The following is a 20,785-nucleotide window of genomic DNA, read 5'->3' on the forward strand; positions in this document are numbered from 1 at the left end:
CGCTTACGCGGGCTGTCGGTAGGTAAGCGGCCGATATGGAGTTGCTGGATCGAATGCTCGGCCTCACCTCGGGCACCGCGCGCAACCTCACCCGCGGCGTGACGACCGCGGTCGAGGTCGGTGCGCAGCTGCGGCACGATCTCGGGACGCTGCTCGACCCCGGGCTGCGACGGGACCGGCGGGTGGTGCGGGTCGGGGAGCGGGTGTTCGTCGAGGCGCGCGGGCTCGATTCCGAGCGGGGCAGGAAGATGGCGGCAGCGTTGCGCGGCACGCTGGGCGCGCTGGCCGGAGTCGAACGGGTTCGCGCGAATTCGATCACCGGGCTGGTCGCGGTCACGGCGGATTCCGATACCGAGATCGCGGATCTGGTGCGGGCCGTGGCGGAGGTCGAGCGGCAGTTCGGGGTCGAGGATCGCGAATGGGATCCGACGACGCCGCATCCCGGGGATTTGGAACCGGCACTGTCCGCGGCGATTTCGCTGGCGGGCGATACGGTGGCGCTCGGTCTCGCGGTCGCGGGTGCGCTGACACCACGGCGGGCGCCCCTGCGTTTCTTCCAGGCGACGGCGGCATTGTTCGAGACGCAGCCGCGGCTGCGCACCGTGCTCGAGGATCGAATCGGGCAGGCGCGCACCGATCTGGTGGTCACGACCGCGAACGCCATCGGTCAGGCCGCGGGCGAGGGCGTGGGCACACTGCTCGTGGACGCGGGTCAGCGCGCGCTGGTTCTCGCCGAGGCGGGTGCGCGCCACGCGCGATGGCGGCAGTGGGAGCTGGAGGCGGATCACACCCACCAGGCAGGCACTCCGGATGAACCGCTCAGGATCGGACCCCGGCCGACGGAACTGCCGGCCGGACCGGTCGAGCGGTGCGCGGACGAGGTCGCCACCGGTTCGGCGCTGGCCGCGGCCACCGCGTTGTTCGGCCGCGGCGCCACCGACACCGCGCCCGCGCTCGGCCTGGCCGCACCGAAAGCCGCACGCACCAGCCGCGAATCGTTCGCCGCCGCCCTCGCCATCCGGCTCACACTGGCCGGGGTGGTGACGGTCGACCCGGGAGTGTGGCGGCGCCTGGACCGGCTCACCGCGATCGTCGTCGACGGCGAGGTCCTGCTCGGCGCGCATCGTCTCGTACTCGAGGCCGAAGCGACGGACGACCGGGAACGGCGCCGGATCTGGAGCGCCGCTCAGCATCGTCTGTGGAATACCGAAGGCGCGAATTCCGATGCCTCGGACGCGGATTCGGATTCCGAAGATTCCGCGACCGATTCCGCGACCGAGGACACCGCGATGTCATTCGATCCGGTCGAGGCGAGCGAGCGAGATCTGCCTGAGCCGGTCTGGTACGAAGTCCGCGACTGTTCCCGGAAGATCGGGCGTGTCCTGGTCGGCCACGAACTGCATCCGCATGCCCAGGCCATCCTGCTCGCGGCCCGCGACGCCGGGTTGCGGGTAATACTCGCCGGAACCCGCGATACCGCCGAACTCCGCTCGTCCGCGGACGAATTCGTGCCTCGCGGCCGCTCGCAGCACGACCTGGTGCGCCGGTTGCAGGAACAGGGCCACGGCGTCGCGGTCGTCTCCCTGTCCGCGGATCGCGCACTGGCGGCGGCCGACGCGGCCTTCGCCGTGGTCCGGAACGATATGGACTGCCGGACGCCGTGGGCGGCGGACGCCGTGTGCACCGATCCGCGGCAGATCCTCGACGTGCTCGCCGCGATCGCACCCGCGCGCGCCGCCAGCGGACGCGGCCGCGGGCTGGCGCTGTCGGCCGCGGCGCTGGGCGGCCTGCTGCTGGCGGCCGCTCCCCAGCGTCACAACGAACAACTCCCGGTCACCGCGGCCCATGCGGCTGGTCTCTTCCTGGGCGGCATGAGCGGTTGGCGCGCACCGGCTTCCGACCTGACGGCGGCCGAGGCGCCGCTGCTGCCCTGGCACGCGCTCGAGGCCCGTGAGGTGCTCACCCGGTTGCCCGAACCGGAGCCCGACGAGCCGTCCCGGCCGCATCCGCTCTCTCCCATTCTGACCCGCGTGTCCGCCGCCGCTACCCCCTTCGCCCGTTTCGCCGGACATCTGCGCTCGGAGGTGGCCGACCCGCTGACGCCGATCCTGGCCGTCGGAGCCGGCGCGTCCGCGATTCTGGGCGCACCGACCGATGCCCTGCTCGTGTCCTCGGTGCTGACGGTCAATGCCCTGGTGTCGACCGCACAACGCTCGAGCGCCGAGTCCGCGATCCGGGATCTGCTGCACGGCGAGCAGCTGTGGGCCTGCCGAATCGACCGGCGCGACGCCGTCGCGCCGGACATGGGCAACGTCGACAGCCTCGCCGGGCAGCGCATCCCGGCGGGTGAGCTGCGGATCGGCGATGTCGTGCTGGTGCGCACCGGTGATGTGGTGCCCGCCGACGCCCGACTGCTGTACTGCGACGATCTGGAGATCGATGAGTCCGCCCTCACCGGCGAGTCGGTCACCGTGGAGAAGCGGGTGGCCGCCACGCCCGGAGCGGCGCTCGGAGACCGGTATTGCATGCTGTTCCAGGGCAGTACGGTCGTCAACGGCGTCGCCGTCGCCGTGGTGGTCGCGGTGGGCGGTGACACCGAAGCCGAACGGGCCGCGGCGGCCGCCGTACCGCCACGCCGCACCGGGGTGCAGGCCCAGTTGCGGCGCCTCACCGATCAAACGCTGCCCGCGACCCTGGCAGGCGGGTCCGCGGTCACCGCGCTCGGCTGGCTGCGCGGCCGCCCCCTGCGCGCCGCACTGGCCGAGGGCGTGGCGGTCGCGACCGCGGCGGTGCCCGAGGGCCTGCCGCTGGTGGCGACGGTCGCCCAGTCGGCGGCCGCCCGCCGGTTGTCCCGCAGCGGAATTCTGGTGCGCGCCAGCAGGACCGTGGAGGCCCTGGGCCGGGTCGACACGATGTGCTTCGACAAGACCGGCACGCTCACCGAGGGCAAGCTGCGACTGACCACCCTGGCATCGCTGGATGCCGAATGGGAGCCCGGCGACGATGATCCCGTGGCCCGCCGACTGCTGCGCGAGGCCGCGCACGCCTGCCCGGATCCGGACGGCCCGATCGTCCACTCGACCGACCGGGCCGTCCTCGACGCCGCCGCCGAACTCCCCGAGGATCAGGACTGGGAAACGGTGGAGGAGTTGCCTTTCGAGTCGAATCGCGGCTTCGCCGCCACCCTCGGCCACAACCCGCGACGGCTGCGCCTGGTCGTCAAGGGCGCATCCGAAGTGGTCCTCGACCGCTGCGCGAAGGTGCGCCAGGACGGCGAAAAACCCTTCAGCGCCGACTTTTCCGCGTCCGAGCGCGAGCGGGCGGACACCCTGGTGCACGAACTCGCCGACCGAGGCCTGCGCGTGCTGGTGGTGGCCCGCCGGGATCTGCGGTCCACGCCCGGAGATATCGAGGACGTGGTCGAGAAGCTCACCCTCGTGGGATTCCTGGGCCTCGCGGACACCCCGCGCCCCCAGGCTCACCCGCTGATCACCGCCCTGCGGCACAACGACATCGGCGTCCGCATCATCACCGGCGACCACCCGGTCACCGCGGCTGCCGTCGCCCGCGAACTGGGTATCGACGCCGAGACCGTCACGACCGGCGCGGACCTCGACGAACTCGACGAACAGGGACAGGCCGAACTGATCGAGAACAGCGCGGTGTTCGCCCGGGTCAGCCCGCATCACAAGGTCCGCATCGTGACCGCCCTGCAGCACAGTGGCCATGTGGTCGCGATGGCCGGCGACGGCGGCAACGACGCCGCCGCCATCCGCTCGGCCGACATCGGAATCGGTTTGGCCGCACGGGGTTCCACGGCGGCGCGCAATGCCGCCGACCTGGTGCTCACCGATCCGGATCCGCTCGTCCTTCTCGAAGCACTGGCCGAGGGCCGCAGTATGTGGCGCCGGGTCAGCGATGCGGTCGGCGTCCTGGTCGGCGGCAATGCGGGCGAGGTCGCCTTCACCGTGCTGGGCACCGCCGTATCCGGCCGCGCACCTCTGGGCACCCGGCAATTCCTGCTCGTCAACCTGCTCACCGATATGTTCCCGGCCATGGCCGTAGCGCTGGCTCCCGACCCGGTCGCCGAGGTCGACGCCGGAACTCTCGGCCGCGCGGACGAACTCGGCGCGCGCCTGGCGGCCCGGCCACCCGCCGACCTGGGCGCGGAGCTGCTGCACGCCATCACGTCCCGGGGAGCCACCACCGCCGCCGGCGCGACGGCCGCGTGGCTGGTGGGCCGCTACACCGGATCCGAGCGGCGGGCCGGCACCATCGGCCTGGTCGCGTTGATCGGCACCCAGCTGGGCCAGACCCTGCTGGCGGCCCGGCACAGCCCGCTGGTCTGGTTCACCACCGCGGCGAGCGGAGCGGTGTTGTTCACCGTGGTCATGACACCCGGGATCTGCACCTATTTCGGCTGCCGCCCGCTGGGCCCGGTGGGCTGGACGATCGCGATCGGCGGGGCCGGAATCGCCACGGCGATCAGCGCGCACGAAGGTCGAGCGCTCCCGCCACTCCGGTGATTCCCGTGGGTTGATCAGTGTTTGAGGTCCGACACGCCGGGAACTGCGTGAGGGCCATAGCCGCTTTCCACGAAGGAATAGTCATGATCATCCTGGGCCTCATTCTGCTGATCTTGGGGTTGGTTCTCGGGATCGGCATCCTCACGACCATCGGTGTCATTCTGCTGCTCATCGGCGCGGTCCTGTGGCTGCTCGGGGCGGCCGGACGGCCGATCGGCGGCCGCGCGCACTACTGGTGATCGGACGATCCCCGAAGCGCGTCGCGGAAGCCGGAATCCCCGGCCCGCGACAGCGCGGGCCGGGGGCTCGGTACGGTCGCGCTAAGCCTCACCGCTCTGTCTGCGCCAATCGCGGATGCCATCGCGGATCCGGTCGAACACCGCCAGCGGCGGGCCGATGAGCAGATGTGCGGCCAGGGATGCGCCCGCGCCGGGATGCGGGCGCGTCGGCGCGAGGCTCTCGGCGAAGCGCACCGCGCCGGCCAGGCTGACGCGCTCGTCGTACGGGACCTCCAGCTGCAATCGGCTGAACTCCTCCTTCTCCTCGAGCTCCGCGTGCTCGATCACACTCTCGGCGAAAGCCGTGAATTTCGAGTCGAATTCGGGATGCGCCGGACCGAGGTCGTAGAGCACGGCCAAGACACGCTCGGCCTCCTGCTCCTCGCGCAGCCGGCTGTCGACGATCTCGTCGCCGACCGAGCGATGCCGGGAGGTAGGGTGCACGATCTCCTGCTCGGCGGCCTCGTGCACGGCGAGCAGCCGCACCAACTCCTCGAACTTCTGTTCCCGGGTCGCGCCGACGGCCATCTGCACCTGATGCAAGAAGGACTTGATCTCACAATGCTGGGAGACCAGCAGGTCAATCACGTCCGCGTCACGGTCGGACATGGATATTCCTCCGATTGTCTGATTGCAGGGACAACCGGGACCTACCCGCGATCGCCGGACGGAAACGAACTGCCGGACAGTCCGTTTCGACGAAGCGGGGTGGTTGTTTCGGGCGCACGGGGCCGGGCAATCGACAGAAGGGGTGACCGAGATACGAGGAAGTGTTCCCCATGACCGGACACACCGTTCGCACCGTGACCGTCCTGGCCGCGGCACTGCTGATTCCCCTCACGGGGGCATGCGATCAGGCCAAGGAAGTCGTCAACAAGGGCGGCAGCACGCCGTGCAGCGAATTCACCCAGCAGGACCAGGCGAAGCAGCGGATCACCGTCCGCAAATACCTCGAACAGGACACGAAGGTGACCTCGTCGGCCGCGCCGGACACCGTCGACGCGTCCATCGCGGCCATCACCGTGATGTGCGAGGCGCAACGCAATCCGGACACCCCGATCCGGGACGCGGACCTCACCGGCATCCTCGTCCCGAAGAAGTAGCGACCGAGTCTCGTGATCGGAAGCTCACGCGGGGACGGCGCGCGTGGCGCGTCGCCAGACCCGGTGCCGCGCCAGAACTTCCGCGAAGGCATCGGCGAATCGCGCCGGGATGTCCCGACCGGACGCCGTGGTGACCACGACGCCGTCGACATTGCCGAGTCCGTCGTCGGGCGGTATCGGACTCAGTCCGATGGTCCGCAGCAGCGCCGCGCCCGCCCCGAATCCGCCGATCGGTTTGGCGTGCTTGTAGGCCTCCAGCACGAAGTGGACCGCGGGACCGTCACCGCCCAGCGATTCGACCGCGTCCGGACCACCCGCGACCAGGACACCGTCGTACAGGACCGACGACACGGTCGCCAGCGAACGATCCACCGGCACCGTCCCGCCGCCCTCGGCGCCGACCTCACCGCCGTGGGCCGCCAGGGTTTCCAGCACCGCGCCGCGCCCTCGCAGCGCGGAACTCACCCGTTCCAGCCCATCGGCGTCGACGCCGTCCGCGATCAGCACGGCGATCTTGCGGGTGGCGATGCCCTCCCCGGGCAAGTTCGACTGCGACAGCGCCGGGGACGCGGTCACCTCCCCGTTGTACGACACACCCGGAACCCGCATGCCGAGTTCGGCGGCCACCCGGACCGCCAGATCGGCGTCGATGCGCGCGAGGTGTTCGAGGACGCGTTCGCGGATCTCGGGCCGGGTCAGCTTGCCGAGTTCGAAGGCGAAGGCGGCCACGATGTGATCGGCTTCGGGTTCGGACATACTGCGCCAGAACATGCGCGGCTGCGCGTAGTGCTCGCGGAACTTCGCACCGCGCGCCCGGGCCGTGGCGCCGTACAGCGACTCGGAATGGTGCTGGAACGCACCGTCCCCGGCCAGGACCGGGCAGCCGCCCCCGATCGTGTTCTCGGTGTAGGCCGCCTCGCCCTGCGGGATGGCGTGCTGTCCGTAGCCGTCCTGCTGGTGGTTGACCACGTCCGCCACCGGCCGATTGATCGGCAGCTGCGCGAAATTCGGCCCGCCCAGCCGGATCAGCTGCGTGTCCAGGTAGGAGAAGTTGCGCAGTTGCAGCAGCGGATCGTCGGTGAAATCGATGCCGCGCACCAGGTTCGCGGTGTGGAAGGCGACCTGTTCGGTCTCGGCGAAGAAGTTGTCCGGATTGCGATCGAGCACCATGGTCCCGACCGGTCGCACCGGAACGTATTCCTCCGGAATCAGTTTCGTCGCGTCCAGCAGATCGAAGTCGAAATCGAATTCCCGATGCTCCGGGATCAGCTGCACCCCGAGCTCCCATTCCGGGTACTGCCCGGCGGCGATGCAGTCCCACAGATCGCGCCGATTGAAGTCCGGGTCGCGCCCGGCGATCTGCTGACATTCGTCCCACAGCAGTGAGTGCACGCCGAGTTTGGGTTTCCAGTGGAATTTCACGAACGTCGACTGCCCGTCGGCGTCGACGAGCCGGAAGGTGTGCACGCCGAAGCCCTGCATCATCCGATAGCTGCGCGGCAGGGCCCGGTCCGACATGAGCCACAGGATCGCGTGCAGGGTCTCCGGTTGCAGTGCCACGAAGTCCCAGAGGGTGTCATGGGCCGAGGCGGCCTGCGGGATCTCGTTGTGGGGTTCGGGTTTCACCGCGTGCACGAAGTCGGGGAACTTGATGCCGTCCTGGATGAAGAAGACCGGGAAGTTATTGCCGACCAGATCGTAATTGCCCTCCGCGGTATAGAACTTCGTCGCGAAACCGCGCACGTCGCGGACGGTGTCGGCGGATCCGCGCGATCCCGCGACCGTGGAGAACCGCACGAACACCGGCGTCTCCACGGTCGGATCGGTGAGGAACCGCGCCGTGGTGAACCGGCCCAGCCATCCGGTGTGCGGCCGGAAGCGCCCGTGGGCCCCGGCTCCGCGCGCGTGCACGACGCGTTCGGGAATCCGCTCGTGATCGAAGTGCGTGATCTTCTCGCGGGCGTGGAAGTCGGCCAGCAGGGCCGGGCCACGATCGCCCACCTTCACCGTGTCGTCGGTGCCGTCCACCCGGACGCCCTGCTGCGTGGTCAGGTAGCCCCTGTCTCGCGCGACGCGATATGAATCCAGCTGGCGCTGCTTGTCGTTCCTCTCACTGTCCATATGGCGACCTTCCTCCGCTCGATGGCCGGAAACCCGGATGTCTGCGTATCGCCCGCTTACCCGACCCGAGCGGTTTCACACACCCGCCCGCGACATGTCCGCGCCGGAGGCCGGTCAGACCTCGATGCGCTCGCCGAGGGTCACCGTGCGGTGGCGAGGCAGGCGGAAGTAGTCGGCCACGTCCGCGGAGAGGTGGCTGGTGGCGATGAACAGCCTGGTGCGCCAACGGGACATCGCGGGGTTGTCGGCGGCGCGGAGTTCTACTTCGGACAGGAAGTAGGAGGCATGGTCCAGGTCGAGTTCGCCTTCGGCCTCGTCGGTGTCGAGGGCGGCCAGGGCGGCGTGGACATCGGGGGTTTCCATGTAGCCGACTCGGACGGTGACGTGGACGATGCCGTCGTCGCGGTAGCCGAGGTGGTCGACGCGGACGCGGTCGTCGGATGGGATTCGAGGGACGGGTTCGGTTTCCACCGAGGCGATGACGGTGTGGCGGTGGCGGACGCTGTTGTGTTCGACATTGGCGCACAGGGCCAGCGGCACGGTGTCCTTGCCGCGGCTGAGGAAGACGGCGGTGCCGTCGACGATCGTCAATCGTGAGGGGTCGTGCCACAGGTCGTCGACGAACTCGCGCAGGGAGCCTTCCAGGCGGTCGCGTTCGGCGGCCACCACGCCGCGCCCGCGCTGCCAGGTCGTCATGACCACGAAGGCGGCCAGGCCGATCAGCAGCGGCAGCCAGGCGCCGTGCAGGAGTTTGGTGAGGTTGGCCGCGACGAACAGCAGGTCCACCGTGAGCAGTGGCGTCCAGACCACCACGACGAGCCACAGCGGCAGTTGCCATTTCGCGTGGGCGAGGTAGCCGAGCAGCAGGGTCGTGATGGTGATCGTGCACGTGACCGCCATACCGAAGGCGAAGGCCAGGGCGGTAGAACTACGGAAGGCCAGCACCAGGGTGAGCACCGCGACCAGCAGCAGCCAGTTGACCCACGGCACGTAGATCTGCCCGGGCGTCGAGTCCGAGGTGTGTGCGATGCGCAGCCGCGGCAGGTAGCCGATGCGTGCGGCCTGGGAGGCCACCGAGTACGCGCCGGTGATCACCGCCTGCGACGCGATGACCGTCGCCGCGGTGGCGAGGGCGACCATGGGCAGCCGGCCCCACTGCGGGACCAGCAGGAAGAACGGGCTCGCCACGTGGGCGCGGGTCCCGAGGATCAGGGCGGCCTGCCCGAAATAGCTGAGCACGCAGGCGGGCAGCACCAGCACGAGCCAAGCGGTGGTGATGGATCGGCGGCCGAAGTGCCCCAGATCCGCGTACAGCGCCTCCGCGCCGGTGACCGCCAGCACGATGGCGGCCAGCGCGAAGAACGCGACGGCGAAATGCCCGGCGAGGAAGCCGAGCGCGTAGCCGGGCCACAGCGCCTTCAGGATCGCCGGGTGCCGGCAGATCCCGCCGATGCCGCATGCCGCGATCGCCAGGAACCAGGTCACCATCACCGGCCCGAACAACCGGCCCACCGACTCGGTGCCGAGGTGCTGAAAGATGAACAGCAGCACGATGATCAGAGCCGTGACCGGCACGACCGCCTTGGCCAGAGACGGTTCCACCACCTCGATCCCCTCCACCGCGGACAGCACCGAGATGGCGGGAGTGATCATGCTGTCGCCGAAGAACAGTGCCGCGCCGAAGATTCCGAGAGCGGCCAGTATCGCGGCGGGTCGGCGGCCGCGCGCGGCGAAGCGCCGCACCAGCGTGATCAGCGCCATGATCCCGCCCTCACCGTCGTTGTCGGCGCGCATGGCCAGCAGCACATAGGTGACGGTCACGATGATCAGCACCGACCAGAACACCAGCGACACGACCCCGTACACATTGGCGGGTTCCACCGGCACGGGATGCGGGTCCGAGGGGTCGAACACCGTGCGCAGCGTGTAGATCGGACTGGTCCCGATATCGCCGAACACCACCCCCACCGCCCCGATCAGCAGACCCGGCCGGAGCGCGTCCCGCATCGAACCGCGTCCGCCCGACGCACCGGACTGCCCGGCCGACCCCGGGTCATCGGAGACCGTCGATTCCTGGCGCTCGGACATACCGTCACCTGGCCCGATCGTGGTCCGGATCGATCCCGATCGATAGGTTCGGTCCGCCGGTTCGGGGTACTGCGGTCATGTCCCTACCCTCCTCGCCGAGTGCTGATGCCTTCGGCGTACCCGCTCAGAGAGCGGAGACACAGCATCGGAGCAGTGCCATGCCCCAGGAATGGACGAAGAAAGAGGAACGTCAGTACGAGCACGTCCGCGACTCCGCCGAGGACCGCGGCGAGAGCCCGGCCCGGGCGCGGGAGATCGGTGCGCGCACGGTCAACAAGAACCGGGCCCGCGCGGGCGAGACCAAGACCGCCAGCCGGACATCCTTGCAGGGTAAGTCCCCGCAACAGCGTGGTGGCGAGCGTTCGGGTCGGCGCGGACCCAAGGGCCTGACCAAGGACCAGCTGTACAACGAGGCCAAGCAACGAAACATCAAGGGCCGCTCGGGAATGTCGAAAGCGCAGCTCGCCCACGCTCTCGGCCGGGCCTGAACCGCCGCGGGCATCGGTTCGCCATGGCTGCCCGGTCATGGCGAACCGTCGCCCGGTCCGAGGTTCGCCCATTCCCGTTGCAGAGCTGGATGATTGGAGGCTTCGAGCAGTAGGGCGTGGACGAACGCCTGCGGTAGATTGCCCCGCAGCTGGCGCTGCGTGACATCGAATTCCTCGGCGAACAGGCCAGGTGTGCCGCAGGCGGCGCGGTTGCGTTCGAAGTAGCGGGCCGCGGTGACGGGCAGCGACAGATCGGCCGTCGCGATCGCCATCGCGAAGCCGCACAGCAGAAAAGCACCCTCGTTGTCGCCGAGCGGGTTCTCACCGTCGCGATACCGGTATACGTAGTAGTCGCTGGACAATTCGCGCGCGACCGCGGACACCGTGGCCCTGACTCGCGGATCACCCAGCGGCACGGCGCCGCGGATGATCGGCAGGAGCAGTGCGGCATCCACTTCCGGATGCCGCGGCGACCGTTGCCAGCGGCCCGTGGGGTGCACACTCGTCTTCGCCACCCGCGAGACCAGCGCGTCCGCCAAGGCGGTGCAGACGGCGCTGTCGGCTCCGGTGTCCGGCGACCCGGCGACCGCCCGCAGCCCGGCGGCGCAGATCAGCCCGGAGTGCGCCCAGTGCTCGTCGTCGATCTCCCAGATCCCGGCGTCACGCCGATCACGATGTGCGGCAATGGCTTCCACCGCGAGACCGACCGCTGACCGGTATTCGGCAGGCAGATGGTCGTGGCGGGCCGCGGCGGCGAACACCAGCAGCGCCTCGCCGAAGATGTCGAGCTGGAACTGGTCGCGCACGCGATTGCCGACGACTCCGGTGCCGCCCGGATAGCCGGGCAGGTCGACGTCCCGCTCACGCGGCACCGCCTCGCCTCGCAGGGTGTAGGCGGGCATCAACGATGGACCGTCGGCGAGCAGGCGTTCGGCGATGAAGCCGACCGCGGAATCGAGCAGGGGTAACGCGCCGGCCGCCGCGGCCGCCTGCCCGGCCAGGCACTGATCGCGGATCCAGACGTAGCGGTAGTCGTAGTTGGCTCCCTGTTCGTCCCGTTCGGGCAGCCCGGTGGTGGCCGCGGCGACCATGCCGCCGCCGGACCCGGTCATACCGCGCAGCACCGCGTACGCGTGGGACGCGTCGCGCGGCGCGGCATTCGCCCGCAGCACGGGCACCTCCTGATTCCAGTTGAATTCCGTTGCCGTCCAGGAGAATTCTGGATCCGGCGGAGCATCGGGCAAGCCGATGTCCGACAGTTCGAGGACCAGGTCCCGGTACTCGCCGGGTGGCACTCGCAGGAGCAGACGCCAACCCGGGCACACCGGGTCTTCATCGAACGCCGCGTCGGGTGCACCGCTCCATCGCAGCCGGAGTCGCCCGCACCGCGCCTCCCACGCACCGGCCGCGCGCCGGACATCGCGCAGCGGCGCCTGTCCGTAGTCGTGGACCGGGTTCAGTTCGACCAGGACCCGAGCTTCGTCGTGCAGCGCCCGCACCCGGCGCAGCACGACGACCCGGTGCGCGTCTCCCGGAAAGGCCAGCGCGTCACGGCATTCGATCACCGTGGATCCGGTGACCCACCGGGAATTCCAGATCAGACTGCGCGGGTCGTAGTGGCCGCCCCAGACGCAGCGCTCGTCGGGAGTCACCGAGTAGACGCTCGATCCCCCGATCAGCGTGTCGAAAACCGGCGCGCTGTCCCACTGCGGTGCGCACAGCCACGCGATGTCACCGCGCGGACCGATCAGCGCGCCCCGTTCGCCGTCAGCGGCGAACGCGTACTCCCGCAACACGTGTGGTTGCTCGATCCGGGTCGGTTCCACTCGGTTCGAGTACCACACGGTCGCGGGAGTAACCGTCCGGTGACGACGCCCCTACATGGGCGACGGCACCGGGAACATCAAGCTCCACACCATGCGGAACGTGTCCGTCATCATCTGCCAGACCATGACCATCACCTCCTGACCATTTCGGGGTTGCCATGACGCAGTACCCCGTTGAGCCCGACACATGCGATGGCAGGTTCAAGCGCTCCTACCGCGATGCTCGTGCCATGGATGCAATACCCAGATGGCCACGAAGAGGATGCCGGAAACAATTCCGGCGATGACTCCCGGCCGGGTACCGCCGACGGTGTCGAAAATGAGCACCGCCACCCCCGTCAACGCGACACCGAGCAGGCTCAGGCCCACGATCGCGTAGCGATGCGCGGCGGTCACCACATTCTCGAGCCGGTGGCGCCGGAACAGCATTCGATGCGCGGCGACCGGCGCGATCAGGCAGATGGTGGCCCCGATCGACGCGGCCACCACCACGAGGTAGACCACCCGCATCACGCCGGACAGCATGGTGAATCGCGCCTGGAACGGCAGTGTCAGCAGGAAACCGGTCAGCAATTGCACGCCGGTCTGCACGACGCGCAATTCCTGCATCAGGCTGTTCCAATTGCGATCCAGCCGTTCGGTGGGCGTTTCGTGCCGGTCACTCATGGACTGGGTTGCGGCACATCGACATGGCAGTCGGCGATCTTCGGATTCATGCCGAGGTAGTTGAGCGGACCCGCCACTATCGTGACCGCGATGGTTCCGGCGCTCGCGCAGTTGCTCGGCGCGCTGTCGTAATAGTGGCGTTGCCCCGCGGCCACGGCCCCGATGATCAGCCAGATCACGACCACCAGCAGCAGCAGGCTGCTCGCACCCGTGCGGCGTCCACGCCACACCCGACGGTCATTCGTGAAAGTTCTCATTTCTCATCACCTTCTCCTGACGGGCGAATACCCCGACAATCGGCCGCCTAACAGGGCAATCGACGCCGTTCCGCGAGCGTGGGCGCACAGGGGAAATCCCCTGGCCTGTTGCGCTGCGAGCCAGGGGATTTCGGTGTGGTTACGTATGAATCGGATCAGCGGTGCTGCTGCGCGCGCTGCCGCTGCTCCTCGGCCTCGGCCCGGGCGCGATCCTTCTCGGCCTGGGCCTCCCGCTTGGCGGCGTCGCGCTGGGCCTCGGCCTTGTCCTGCTGAGCCCGCCCCTCCTCGCGCAGCCCCTCATTGCCGAAGACCTTGCCCGCGGCTTCCTTGGCCGCGCCCTTGACGCCCTCGACCACGCCTTCGGCGCCTTCCCGAGGACCGCTCTTCTCGTGCTCTGACATGGGATATACCTCCGTATATCGATTGCAGGGACATTCGGGACCTACCCGGGGCTCTGGACTCGAAACAGGTTGTCGGCCATTTTGTTTCGAGCCTTCATCCCGACCGTCAGTGACGGGCCGGACGCATCTCCTGTGCCTTGGTCTTCGCACCCTGGACGATCAGGTGCCAGCCGCCGGGGTCGCCACGCAGGATGGCTTCCGCGGTGGCCTTCAACTGCTCCCAGGTGGCGTGTGGGGGTATCGGAGGGACTTCCGGATCGGTGCGGAAGTCGAGCAGCACCGGCCGGTCCGCGGATAATGCGGTGTCCCAGGCGGGGCCGACATCCTCGGGACGGTCGACCGCGACGGCGGACAGGCCCATGCAGCGGGCGACGTCGGCGTAGGAGATGTCCGGAAGCGTCTGCGATTCCTCGAATTTCGGTTCGCCGCCCATGGCGCGCAGTTCCCAGGTGACCTGGTTGAGGTCGTTGTTGTGGAAGACGCACACGATCAGTCGCGGATCGGCCCAGCGATCCTGATACCGCTGGACGGTCATCAGTTCGGCGAGCCCGTTCATCTGCATCGCCCCATCGCCGACCAGGGCGATGACCGGGCGATCGGGATGGGCGAACTTGGCGCCGATCGCGTACGGCACCCCGGGCCCCATGGTCGCCAGCGTGCCCGACAGCGATCCGCGGATATCGCCGCGGAAGCGCAGGCAGCGCGCGTACCAGTTGGCCGCCGAACCGGAATCGGAGGTGAGGATCGTGTTCTCGGGCAGGCGCCGCGACAGCTCCCAGGCCACCCGCATCGGGTTGACCGGCTTCGCGTCGAGCATGGACTGGTTCTCGATCGTCTGCCACCAGCGGGCCACGCTCTCCTGGATGTCGATCGCCCAGGCCCGGTCCGGGTTCGGCGTCAGCATCGGAATCATTTCGGTCAGTGTGGCTTTCGCGTCGCCGACCAGGTTGACCTCGGTCGGATAGCGCATGCCGATCATGGTGCCGTCGATGTCGATCTGGACGGCGCGGGCCTGTCCGAAATCCGGAAGGAACTGGGTGTAGGGGAAATTCGAGCCCACGATCAGCAAGGTGTCGCAATCGCGCATCAGCTCATAGCTGGGCCGCGTGCCGAGCAGCCCGATCGAACCGGTCACGAACGGCAGCTCGTCGGAGAGCACGTCCTTGCCCAGCAGCGCCTTGGCCACGCCGGCGCCGGTCAGTTCGGCGATGCGGGTGAGTTCGGTCGCGCACCCGCGAGCGCCCTGTCCAGCCAGGATCGCGACTCTGGTTCCGGCATTGATGATTTCCGCTGCGCGCTCGATCTCCGCGCGCAGCGGAATCACCGTCGGCGCCACCAGGGTGCCCGGGGAGCTGGAGGGCACCTGTTTGAATTCGTGTTCGGGCGCTTCGTATTTCTCCTCTTGCAGATCCGAGGGAATGATCACCGTGGTCGGCGCGCGCCGGGTGAGCGCGGTGCGGAAGGCCCGGTCCAGCGCGTTGGGCAGCTGGCTCGACACGTTCACCTCGACCAGATAGTCCGAGGCCACGTCCTTGAACAGGCTCTGCAGATCGACTTCCTGCTGGTAGCTGCCGCCCATGGCGCTGCGCGCGGTCTGGCCGACGATCGCCACCACGGGCACATGGTCCAGTTTCGCGTCGTACAGCCCGTTCAGCAGATGGATAGCGCCGGGACCGGAGGTCGCCGTGCACACTCCCACCTTGCCGCTGAACTTCGCGTACCCGGTCGCCTGGAAGGCGGCCATCTCCTCGTGCCGGGCCTGGATGAAGGCCGGGTCGCCGTCGGCGCGACCGAAAGCCGCGATGAGGCCGTTGATGCCGTCACCGGGATAGCCGAAAACCTGCTCGACACCCCATTCCCGCAGCCGCCGCACGACGTGATCACTCACTTGCCGGGTCATGGCCTCTCCTGTCCCTGTGCCGGATCTCCGCGAACAGCGCCCGAGTACCCGTGAACCCGCACCCCAATCGGCATGTGATCAGTCGGGCACAGCGGGTATTCGCGACGGGAGAACCGAAAACCGCAGGTGACCACCGGAGTGGAGGCACGCCGATGACGGCTGGATCCGATCGACAGCACCGAGCCCGACAACGCACGCGGCTGCCCCTGGAGGCAGTCGCCGCCGATCTGCGACGCGCCGTCGCCGGGGAGGTGCGCTTCGATCCGGGATCGCGGGCGGCGTACTCCACCGACGCGTCCAACTATCGGGCGCTGCCGCTGGGCGTGGTCGTGCCCCGCACGCCCGAGGATGCCGAGGCCGCGCTGGCGGTGTGTCGTGCGCACGATATGCCCGTTCTGTCGCGGGGCGGCGGCACCAGTCTGGCGGGTCAATGCTGCAACGCGGCGGTCGTGCTGGACTGGAGCAAGTACTGCCACCGGGTCACCGATCTCGACGCCGAAGCGCGGACCGTGGTTGCCGAACCGGGCATCGCCCTCGATGCCCTCAACACCGAGCTGGGGCCCTACGACCTCATGGTGGGGCCGAAACCGGCGACCCACGTCAGCTGCACCATCGGCGGGATGATCGGCAACAATTCGTGCGGTTCCACCGCACAGGCCTACGGGAAGATGGCCGATTCGGTGCGCAGGCTCGAGGTGCTCGCCTATGACGGCACCCGGATGTGGGTCGGCCCCGGGATGGCCGGACTCACCGACCCGCTGCGCGACGGATTGCGCGATCTGACCGAACGCCACGCCGACGACATCCGCCGCGCCTATCCGCGCATCCCCCGGCGGGTTTCGGGCTACAACCTCGACGCGCTGCTGCCGGAACGCGGTCCCGACGCGGCCACACTGCTGGTGGGCAGTGAGAGCACTCTGGTGACGGTACTGCGCGCCGAGCTCGACCTGGTCCCGGTCCCCGCCGCCAAAGCGCTCGTGGTGCTGGGCTTCCCCGATGTGTTCGCCGCCGCCGACGCGGTGCCCGAGGTGCTCGAGCATCACCCGGCCGCCCTGGAGGGTTTGGACGAGCGGCTCGTCCAGCTCGAGCACAGCCGGCACCTCGCCGAGCCGGCGATCCGGCGGCTGCCGGACGGAAACGCCTGGCTGATGGTGCAATTCGACGGCGACAGCCCCGACGAGGCCGATCACGCGGCCCACCGGATGATCCGCGCCGTCACGCACCACACCGGCGCGAGCGCCGCCCTGGTCGACGAGCCCGAGCGGGAAGCCGAGCTGTGGGCGGCGCGCGAGGCCGGGCTCGGCGCCACCGCGTATCCGCCCGGCGGCCGCGAGACGCACGAGGGCTGGGAGGACGCGGCGGTGCCGCCCGAGCGGCTCGGCGACTATCTGCGCGACTTCGAGCGGCTGCTGACGGTGTTCGACTACGAATCCAGCTCGCTCTACGGCCATTTCGGCCAGGGCTGCGTGCACACCCGCATCCCCTTCGATCTACGCACCGCCGACGGTATCGCCCGTTATCGCGAATTCGTCACGCGCAGCGCTCATCTGGTGACCGATTACGGCGGTTCGCTGTCGGGTGAGCACGGTGACGGGCAGTCACGCGCCGAGCTGCTGCGCATCATGTTCGGCGACACAGTGGTCGAGGCGTTCGGCGAGCTGAAGCACCTGTTCGATCCACACAACCGGATGAACCCGGGAAAGATCGTCCAGCCACGACCGTTGGACGGCGATCTGCGCCAAGGCGTGAACTATCGGCCGTGGGAACCCGCGACGCATTTCGCTTTTCCCGACGACGGATTCCGATTCAGCCATGCCGCCAATCGCTGTGTCGGCGTGGGCAAATGCCGCGGCGACAGCGGCGGCGTCATGTGCCCCAGCTACCGGGCCACCCGCGAGGAGCAGCATTCGACCCGCGGCCGGGCCCGTCTGCTGTTCGAGATGCTCGAGGGCGACGTCATCACCGAGGGCTGGCGCTCGACCGAGGTGCGCGACGCTCTCGATCTGTGCCTGGCCTGCAAGGGGTGTCGCAGCGACTGCCCGGTCGACGTGGACATGGCGACCTACAAGGCGGAGTTCCTGTCCCATCACTACCACCGCCGGCTGCGGCCGATCGCCCACTACTCGATGGGATGGATTCCGCTGTGGGCCAGGCTGGCCGCGCCCGTCGCGCCGGTCGTCAACGCATTGACCCACGCCCCCGGACTTCGTGGGGTGATCGCCCGCGCGGGCGGGGTGGATCCGCGACGGCAGCTCCCCCGCTTCGCCCGCCACCGGTTCACCGAGACATTCACCGGTTCGGACGGTCTCGCCGCGGCGTACCGCGGCCGTGTGCTGCTGTGGCCGGACACCTTCACCAACAACTTCGAACCCGCGATCGCGCAGGCCGCGGCGGAGGTGCTCACCGCCGCGGGATTCCATGTCGAGATCCCGGACCGGACCGTGTGCTGCGGCCTGACCTGGATATCCACCGGCCAGCTGCCGACGGCCCGCCGCATCTTGCGGCGCACCCTGCGCATTCTGGAACCCGCACTGCGCGAGAGCATTCCGGTCGTCGTGCTCGAGCCCAGCTGCGCGGCGGTATTCCGGTCGGACCTGCCCGAGCTGCTGCACGGCGACGAGGACGCCCACCGCCTGGCCGAGCAGACCCGCACGCTGGCCGAGCTGCTCGCCGAACGCGCTCCCGACTGGTCGCCTCCGCGGATCGGCGGTTCCGCCGTGGTGCAGCCGCACTGCCACCACCATGCGATTCTGCACTTCGACCGGGATCGGGAGCTGCTCACCGCCACCGGCGCCGAGGTCGACGTCCTCGATGCCGGATGCTGCGGTCTCGCAGGCAATTTCGGCTTCGAGCGGGGGCACTACGAAGTGTCCGTCGCTTGCGCAGAGGACGCGTTGCTGCCTGCGCTGCGGGCCCGTTGCGCCGATTCGCTCGTCGTCGCGGACGGGTTCAGTTGCCGCACCCAGATCCGCGATCTCCTGCCCGATGCGCGACCGCGGCACGCGGCCGAGCTGCTCGCGGCCGCGATCCGAGGTGAATCCCGGTGACCACCCCGCCCATCGACGACGTCACCGTGGAGATCTATCGATTCCCGACCCCGCAGACCGAAGCGGACGGAACACTCTCGTGGGACGCGACCACCGCGGTCGTCGTCTCGATCCGGGCCGGGCGGGAAACAGGGCTGGGCTGGACCTACAGCTCCCCGGCGGCGGCGACGGTGGTCGAATGTGAACTGGCGTCGTTGCTGTCGGGCACCTCACCCAGCCATGTCACCGACACCTGGCGGCGGCTGCGGCGCGCCTGCCGCAATGTCGGAACGCCCGGAGTCGTCGGACATGCGCTGAGCGCCGTGGACATCGCCCTGTGGGACCTCACGGCCCGGCTGCTGCGCGTGCCGCTCGCCACCCTGTTCTGTTCCGGCGGCCGAGCCACGCCCGTCTACGGGTCGGGCGGCTTCGTCAACCTCACCGACGAGCAGCTCGCCGAGCAGGTGGCCGGCTGGCAGGCCGCGGGCTGCGCGGCCGTCAAGATCAAGATCGGGGTGGACGCCGAGCGCGATCTCGAGCGAATCGCCCTGGTGCGCAGGCTCGCCGGAAGCCGGATCGACATCATGGTGGACGCGAACGGCGCGTACACGCCGGGCCAGGCCCGCCGGGTCGGCACCGAACTCGACCGGCTCGGCGTCGTCTGGTTCGAGGAACCCGTCACCAGCGACGACCTGCCGGGACTGCGCGCGGTGCGCGATGCCGTCGGCTGCGATGTCACCGCGGGCGAATACGTCTACAGCGCGTACGAGGCCGAACGTCTCATCGACGTGGTCGACTGCCTGCAACTCGACATCACCCGCTGCGGTGGCTACACCGGATTCCTACGCGCCGCCGCCATCGCCGCCTCCGAACACCGTGACATCTCGGCACATTGCGCTCCCGCCCTGCACGCGGGCATCGCCGCGGCGGTGCCGAGGCTGCGGCACATCGAATGGTTCGTCGACCATGCCCGGCTGGAACCACTACTCGTGACCGGGGCGCCGGAGGTCGTGGCGGGCTGCATCGCGCCACGCGGCGCCGAGGCAGATCCCTATGGGCACGGAATGCGTCTGTCGGAACGCGCTGCGCCGTACCGGATCTAGATTCCGCTGGATCGACCGATCGACAACAGCTTGCGCATCAGCCACGTCTGCGCGCTGTGCGGGTGGGCGCGCTGATCGAATTCGCCGTGCGCGCCGTAGTCGTGGCCGTCGGCGTGGTCCAACGGGGCCCAGAGATTGTCCGCCCGTTCCCGGGCCGGACGGTCGGTCTGCTGGCTGTCGAATCCGGTGTGGGCCAGATACCGGTCCAGCACGGCGGGAGCCAGCCGCTGAGCGATCAGCGTGCCGACCGTGCTCGCGCCGACCCAATAGTGCTTGTGCCGTGGATGTCCGGCCGCGATGACGATGGCACCCGCGACCACCTCCGGTTGATAGATCGGCGGCACCGGCTGCGGGGTGCGCGGCAGCCGCGACCGCACCCACGAGAACTGCGGGGTGTTCACCGCGGGCGCCTGCACGATGGTGATGTGCACATTGCTGTGCTCGTGCATCAGCTCCACCCGGACGGCCTCGACGACGCCGTTCACCGCGTGCTTGCCCCCGCAGTACGCCGACTGCAAGGGAATCGACCGCTCCCCCAACGCCGATCCGACCTGCACGATCACACCCCGATCCCGCGGCCGCATACGCGCCAGCGCCGCCCGTATCCCGTGCACCGACCCCAGATACGTCACTTCGGTGACACGCTGGAACTCTCGTGGATCGATCTCCCAGAACGGCGCGAACACCGAGGTGAACGCCGAATTCACCCACACGTCGATGGGACCCAGTTCCGCCTCGGCTCGGGCCGCGGCGGCGTCCACGGCGGCGTGGTCCGCCACATCGACGGGAATGGCCAGGGCCCGCCCGCCCGCGTCGCGCACGTCGGCCGCGGCGGCGTCGAGACCGGCCTGCCCACGCGCCAGCAGCGCGACCGACGCTCCTTGCGCACCGAACCTCCGCGCCGCGGCCCGCCCGATCCCCGCACTGGCTCCGGTAACGACGACCACCTTCGGTCCCTTGCTCGCATGCGGCTTCATGTCGGGCGGATACCACCCCGCACCG

At 69.3% G+C, this 20,785-nt stretch carries 15 protein-coding genes; 6 read left to right on the top strand and 9 right to left on the bottom strand.

The features are described from left to right. The first annotated feature begins 35 nt into the window (after positions 1-35). On the top strand, positions 36-4,526 hold the full coding sequence (locus ABZ412_RS07870) for a cation-translocating P-type ATPase (RefSeq protein WP_357277703.1): 4,491 nt from the start codon (positions 36-38) through the stop codon (positions 4,524-4,526). Between the two features lie 83 nt (positions 4,527-4,609). Beyond that, complete coding sequence (locus ABZ412_RS07875; protein WP_357277705.1) at positions 4,610-4,765, top strand: hypothetical protein; 156 nt, start codon at positions 4,610-4,612, stop codon at positions 4,763-4,765. Positions 4,766-4,846: 81 nt separating this feature from the next. On the opposite strand, the gene ABZ412_RS07880 is transcribed toward ABZ412_RS07875, so the two are convergent. After that, positions 4,847-5,413, bottom strand: coding sequence for a hemerythrin domain-containing protein (locus ABZ412_RS07880; RefSeq protein WP_357277707.1), 567 nt, complete (start codon positions 5,411-5,413; stop codon positions 4,847-4,849). Positions 5,414-5,583: 170 nt separating this feature from the next. On the opposite strand from ABZ412_RS07880, the gene ABZ412_RS07885 reads away from it, so the two are divergent. After that, positions 5,584-5,907 carry a hypothetical protein gene (locus tag ABZ412_RS07885; RefSeq protein WP_357277710.1) on the top strand — a complete coding sequence of 108 codons (324 nt, stop codon included), beginning with the start codon at positions 5,584-5,586 and terminating at the stop codon, positions 5,905-5,907. A 24-nt stretch (positions 5,908-5,931) separates the two neighbouring features. On the opposite strand, the gene ABZ412_RS07890 is transcribed toward ABZ412_RS07885, so the two are convergent. After that, positions 5,932-8,028, bottom strand: coding sequence for a catalase (locus ABZ412_RS07890; protein ID WP_357277712.1), 2,097 nt, complete (start codon positions 8,026-8,028; stop codon positions 5,932-5,934). 114 nt (positions 8,029-8,142) lie between these two features. Next, positions 8,143-10,035, bottom strand: coding sequence for a KUP/HAK/KT family potassium transporter (locus tag ABZ412_RS07895; protein ID WP_357278158.1), 1,893 nt, complete (start codon positions 10,033-10,035; stop codon positions 8,143-8,145). Positions 10,036-10,274: 239 nt separating this feature from the next. Between ABZ412_RS07895 and ABZ412_RS07900 the strand changes: the two genes are divergently transcribed. Next, on the top strand, positions 10,275-10,604 hold the full coding sequence (locus tag ABZ412_RS07900) for a plasmid stabilization protein (protein ID WP_357277714.1): 330 nt from the start codon (positions 10,275-10,277) through the stop codon (positions 10,602-10,604). A 35-nt stretch (positions 10,605-10,639) separates the two neighbouring features. On the opposite strand, the gene ABZ412_RS07905 is transcribed toward ABZ412_RS07900, so the two are convergent. From ABZ412_RS07905 to ABZ412_RS07925, 5 genes are all read right to left on the bottom strand, one after another. Next, entirely contained in the window at positions 10,640-12,430 is a 1,791-nt protein-coding gene (locus tag ABZ412_RS07905; RefSeq protein WP_357277717.1) for a glycoside hydrolase family 15 protein, read from the bottom strand. Positions 12,431-12,631: 201 nt separating this feature from the next. Beyond that, positions 12,632-13,096 (bottom strand): DUF6328 family protein, encoded by a 465-nt coding sequence (locus ABZ412_RS07910; RefSeq protein WP_357277719.1) that lies wholly within the window; start codon positions 13,094-13,096, stop codon positions 12,632-12,634. After that, a complete protein-coding gene (locus ABZ412_RS07915; protein WP_357277722.1) occupies positions 13,093-13,353 on the bottom strand; it encodes a hypothetical protein in 261 nt (86 codons plus the stop codon). Before ABZ412_RS07915 ends, ABZ412_RS07910 begins: the two co-directional genes overlap by 4 nt. Before the next feature lie 155 nt (positions 13,354-13,508). Beyond that, a complete protein-coding gene (locus ABZ412_RS07920; protein WP_357277725.1) occupies positions 13,509-13,754 on the bottom strand; it encodes a CsbD family protein in 246 nt (81 codons plus the stop codon). Positions 13,755-13,860: 106 nt separating this feature from the next. Continuing rightward, complete coding sequence (locus tag ABZ412_RS07925; protein ID WP_357277727.1) at positions 13,861-15,654, bottom strand: thiamine pyrophosphate-requiring protein; 1,794 nt, start codon at positions 15,652-15,654, stop codon at positions 13,861-13,863. Positions 15,655-15,806: 152 nt separating this feature from the next. On the opposite strand from ABZ412_RS07925, the gene ABZ412_RS07930 reads away from it, so the two are divergent. Together ABZ412_RS07930 and ABZ412_RS07935 are read left to right on the top strand one after the other, a co-directional pair. After that, a complete protein-coding gene (locus ABZ412_RS07930; protein ID WP_357277730.1) occupies positions 15,807-18,701 on the top strand; it encodes an FAD-binding and (Fe-S)-binding domain-containing protein in 2,895 nt (964 codons plus the stop codon). Next, a complete protein-coding gene (locus ABZ412_RS07935) occupies positions 18,698-19,783 on the top strand; it encodes an enolase C-terminal domain-like protein (RefSeq protein WP_357277732.1) in 1,086 nt (361 codons plus the stop codon). The genes ABZ412_RS07930 and ABZ412_RS07935 overlap by 4 nt, the downstream gene beginning before the upstream one ends. On the opposite strand, the gene ABZ412_RS07940 is transcribed toward ABZ412_RS07935, so the two are convergent. After that, positions 19,780-20,760 (bottom strand): SDR family oxidoreductase, encoded by a 981-nt coding sequence (locus tag ABZ412_RS07940; RefSeq protein WP_357277735.1) that lies wholly within the window; start codon positions 20,758-20,760, stop codon positions 19,780-19,782. The genes ABZ412_RS07935 and ABZ412_RS07940 overlap by 4 nt on opposite strands. Between the last annotated feature and the right edge of the window lie 25 nt (positions 20,761-20,785).

Origin of the sequence: Nocardia sp. NPDC005746 (assembly GCF_040630785.1) — a bacterium.
Classification (GTDB): domain Bacteria; phylum Actinomycetota; class Actinomycetes; order Mycobacteriales; family Mycobacteriaceae; genus Nocardia.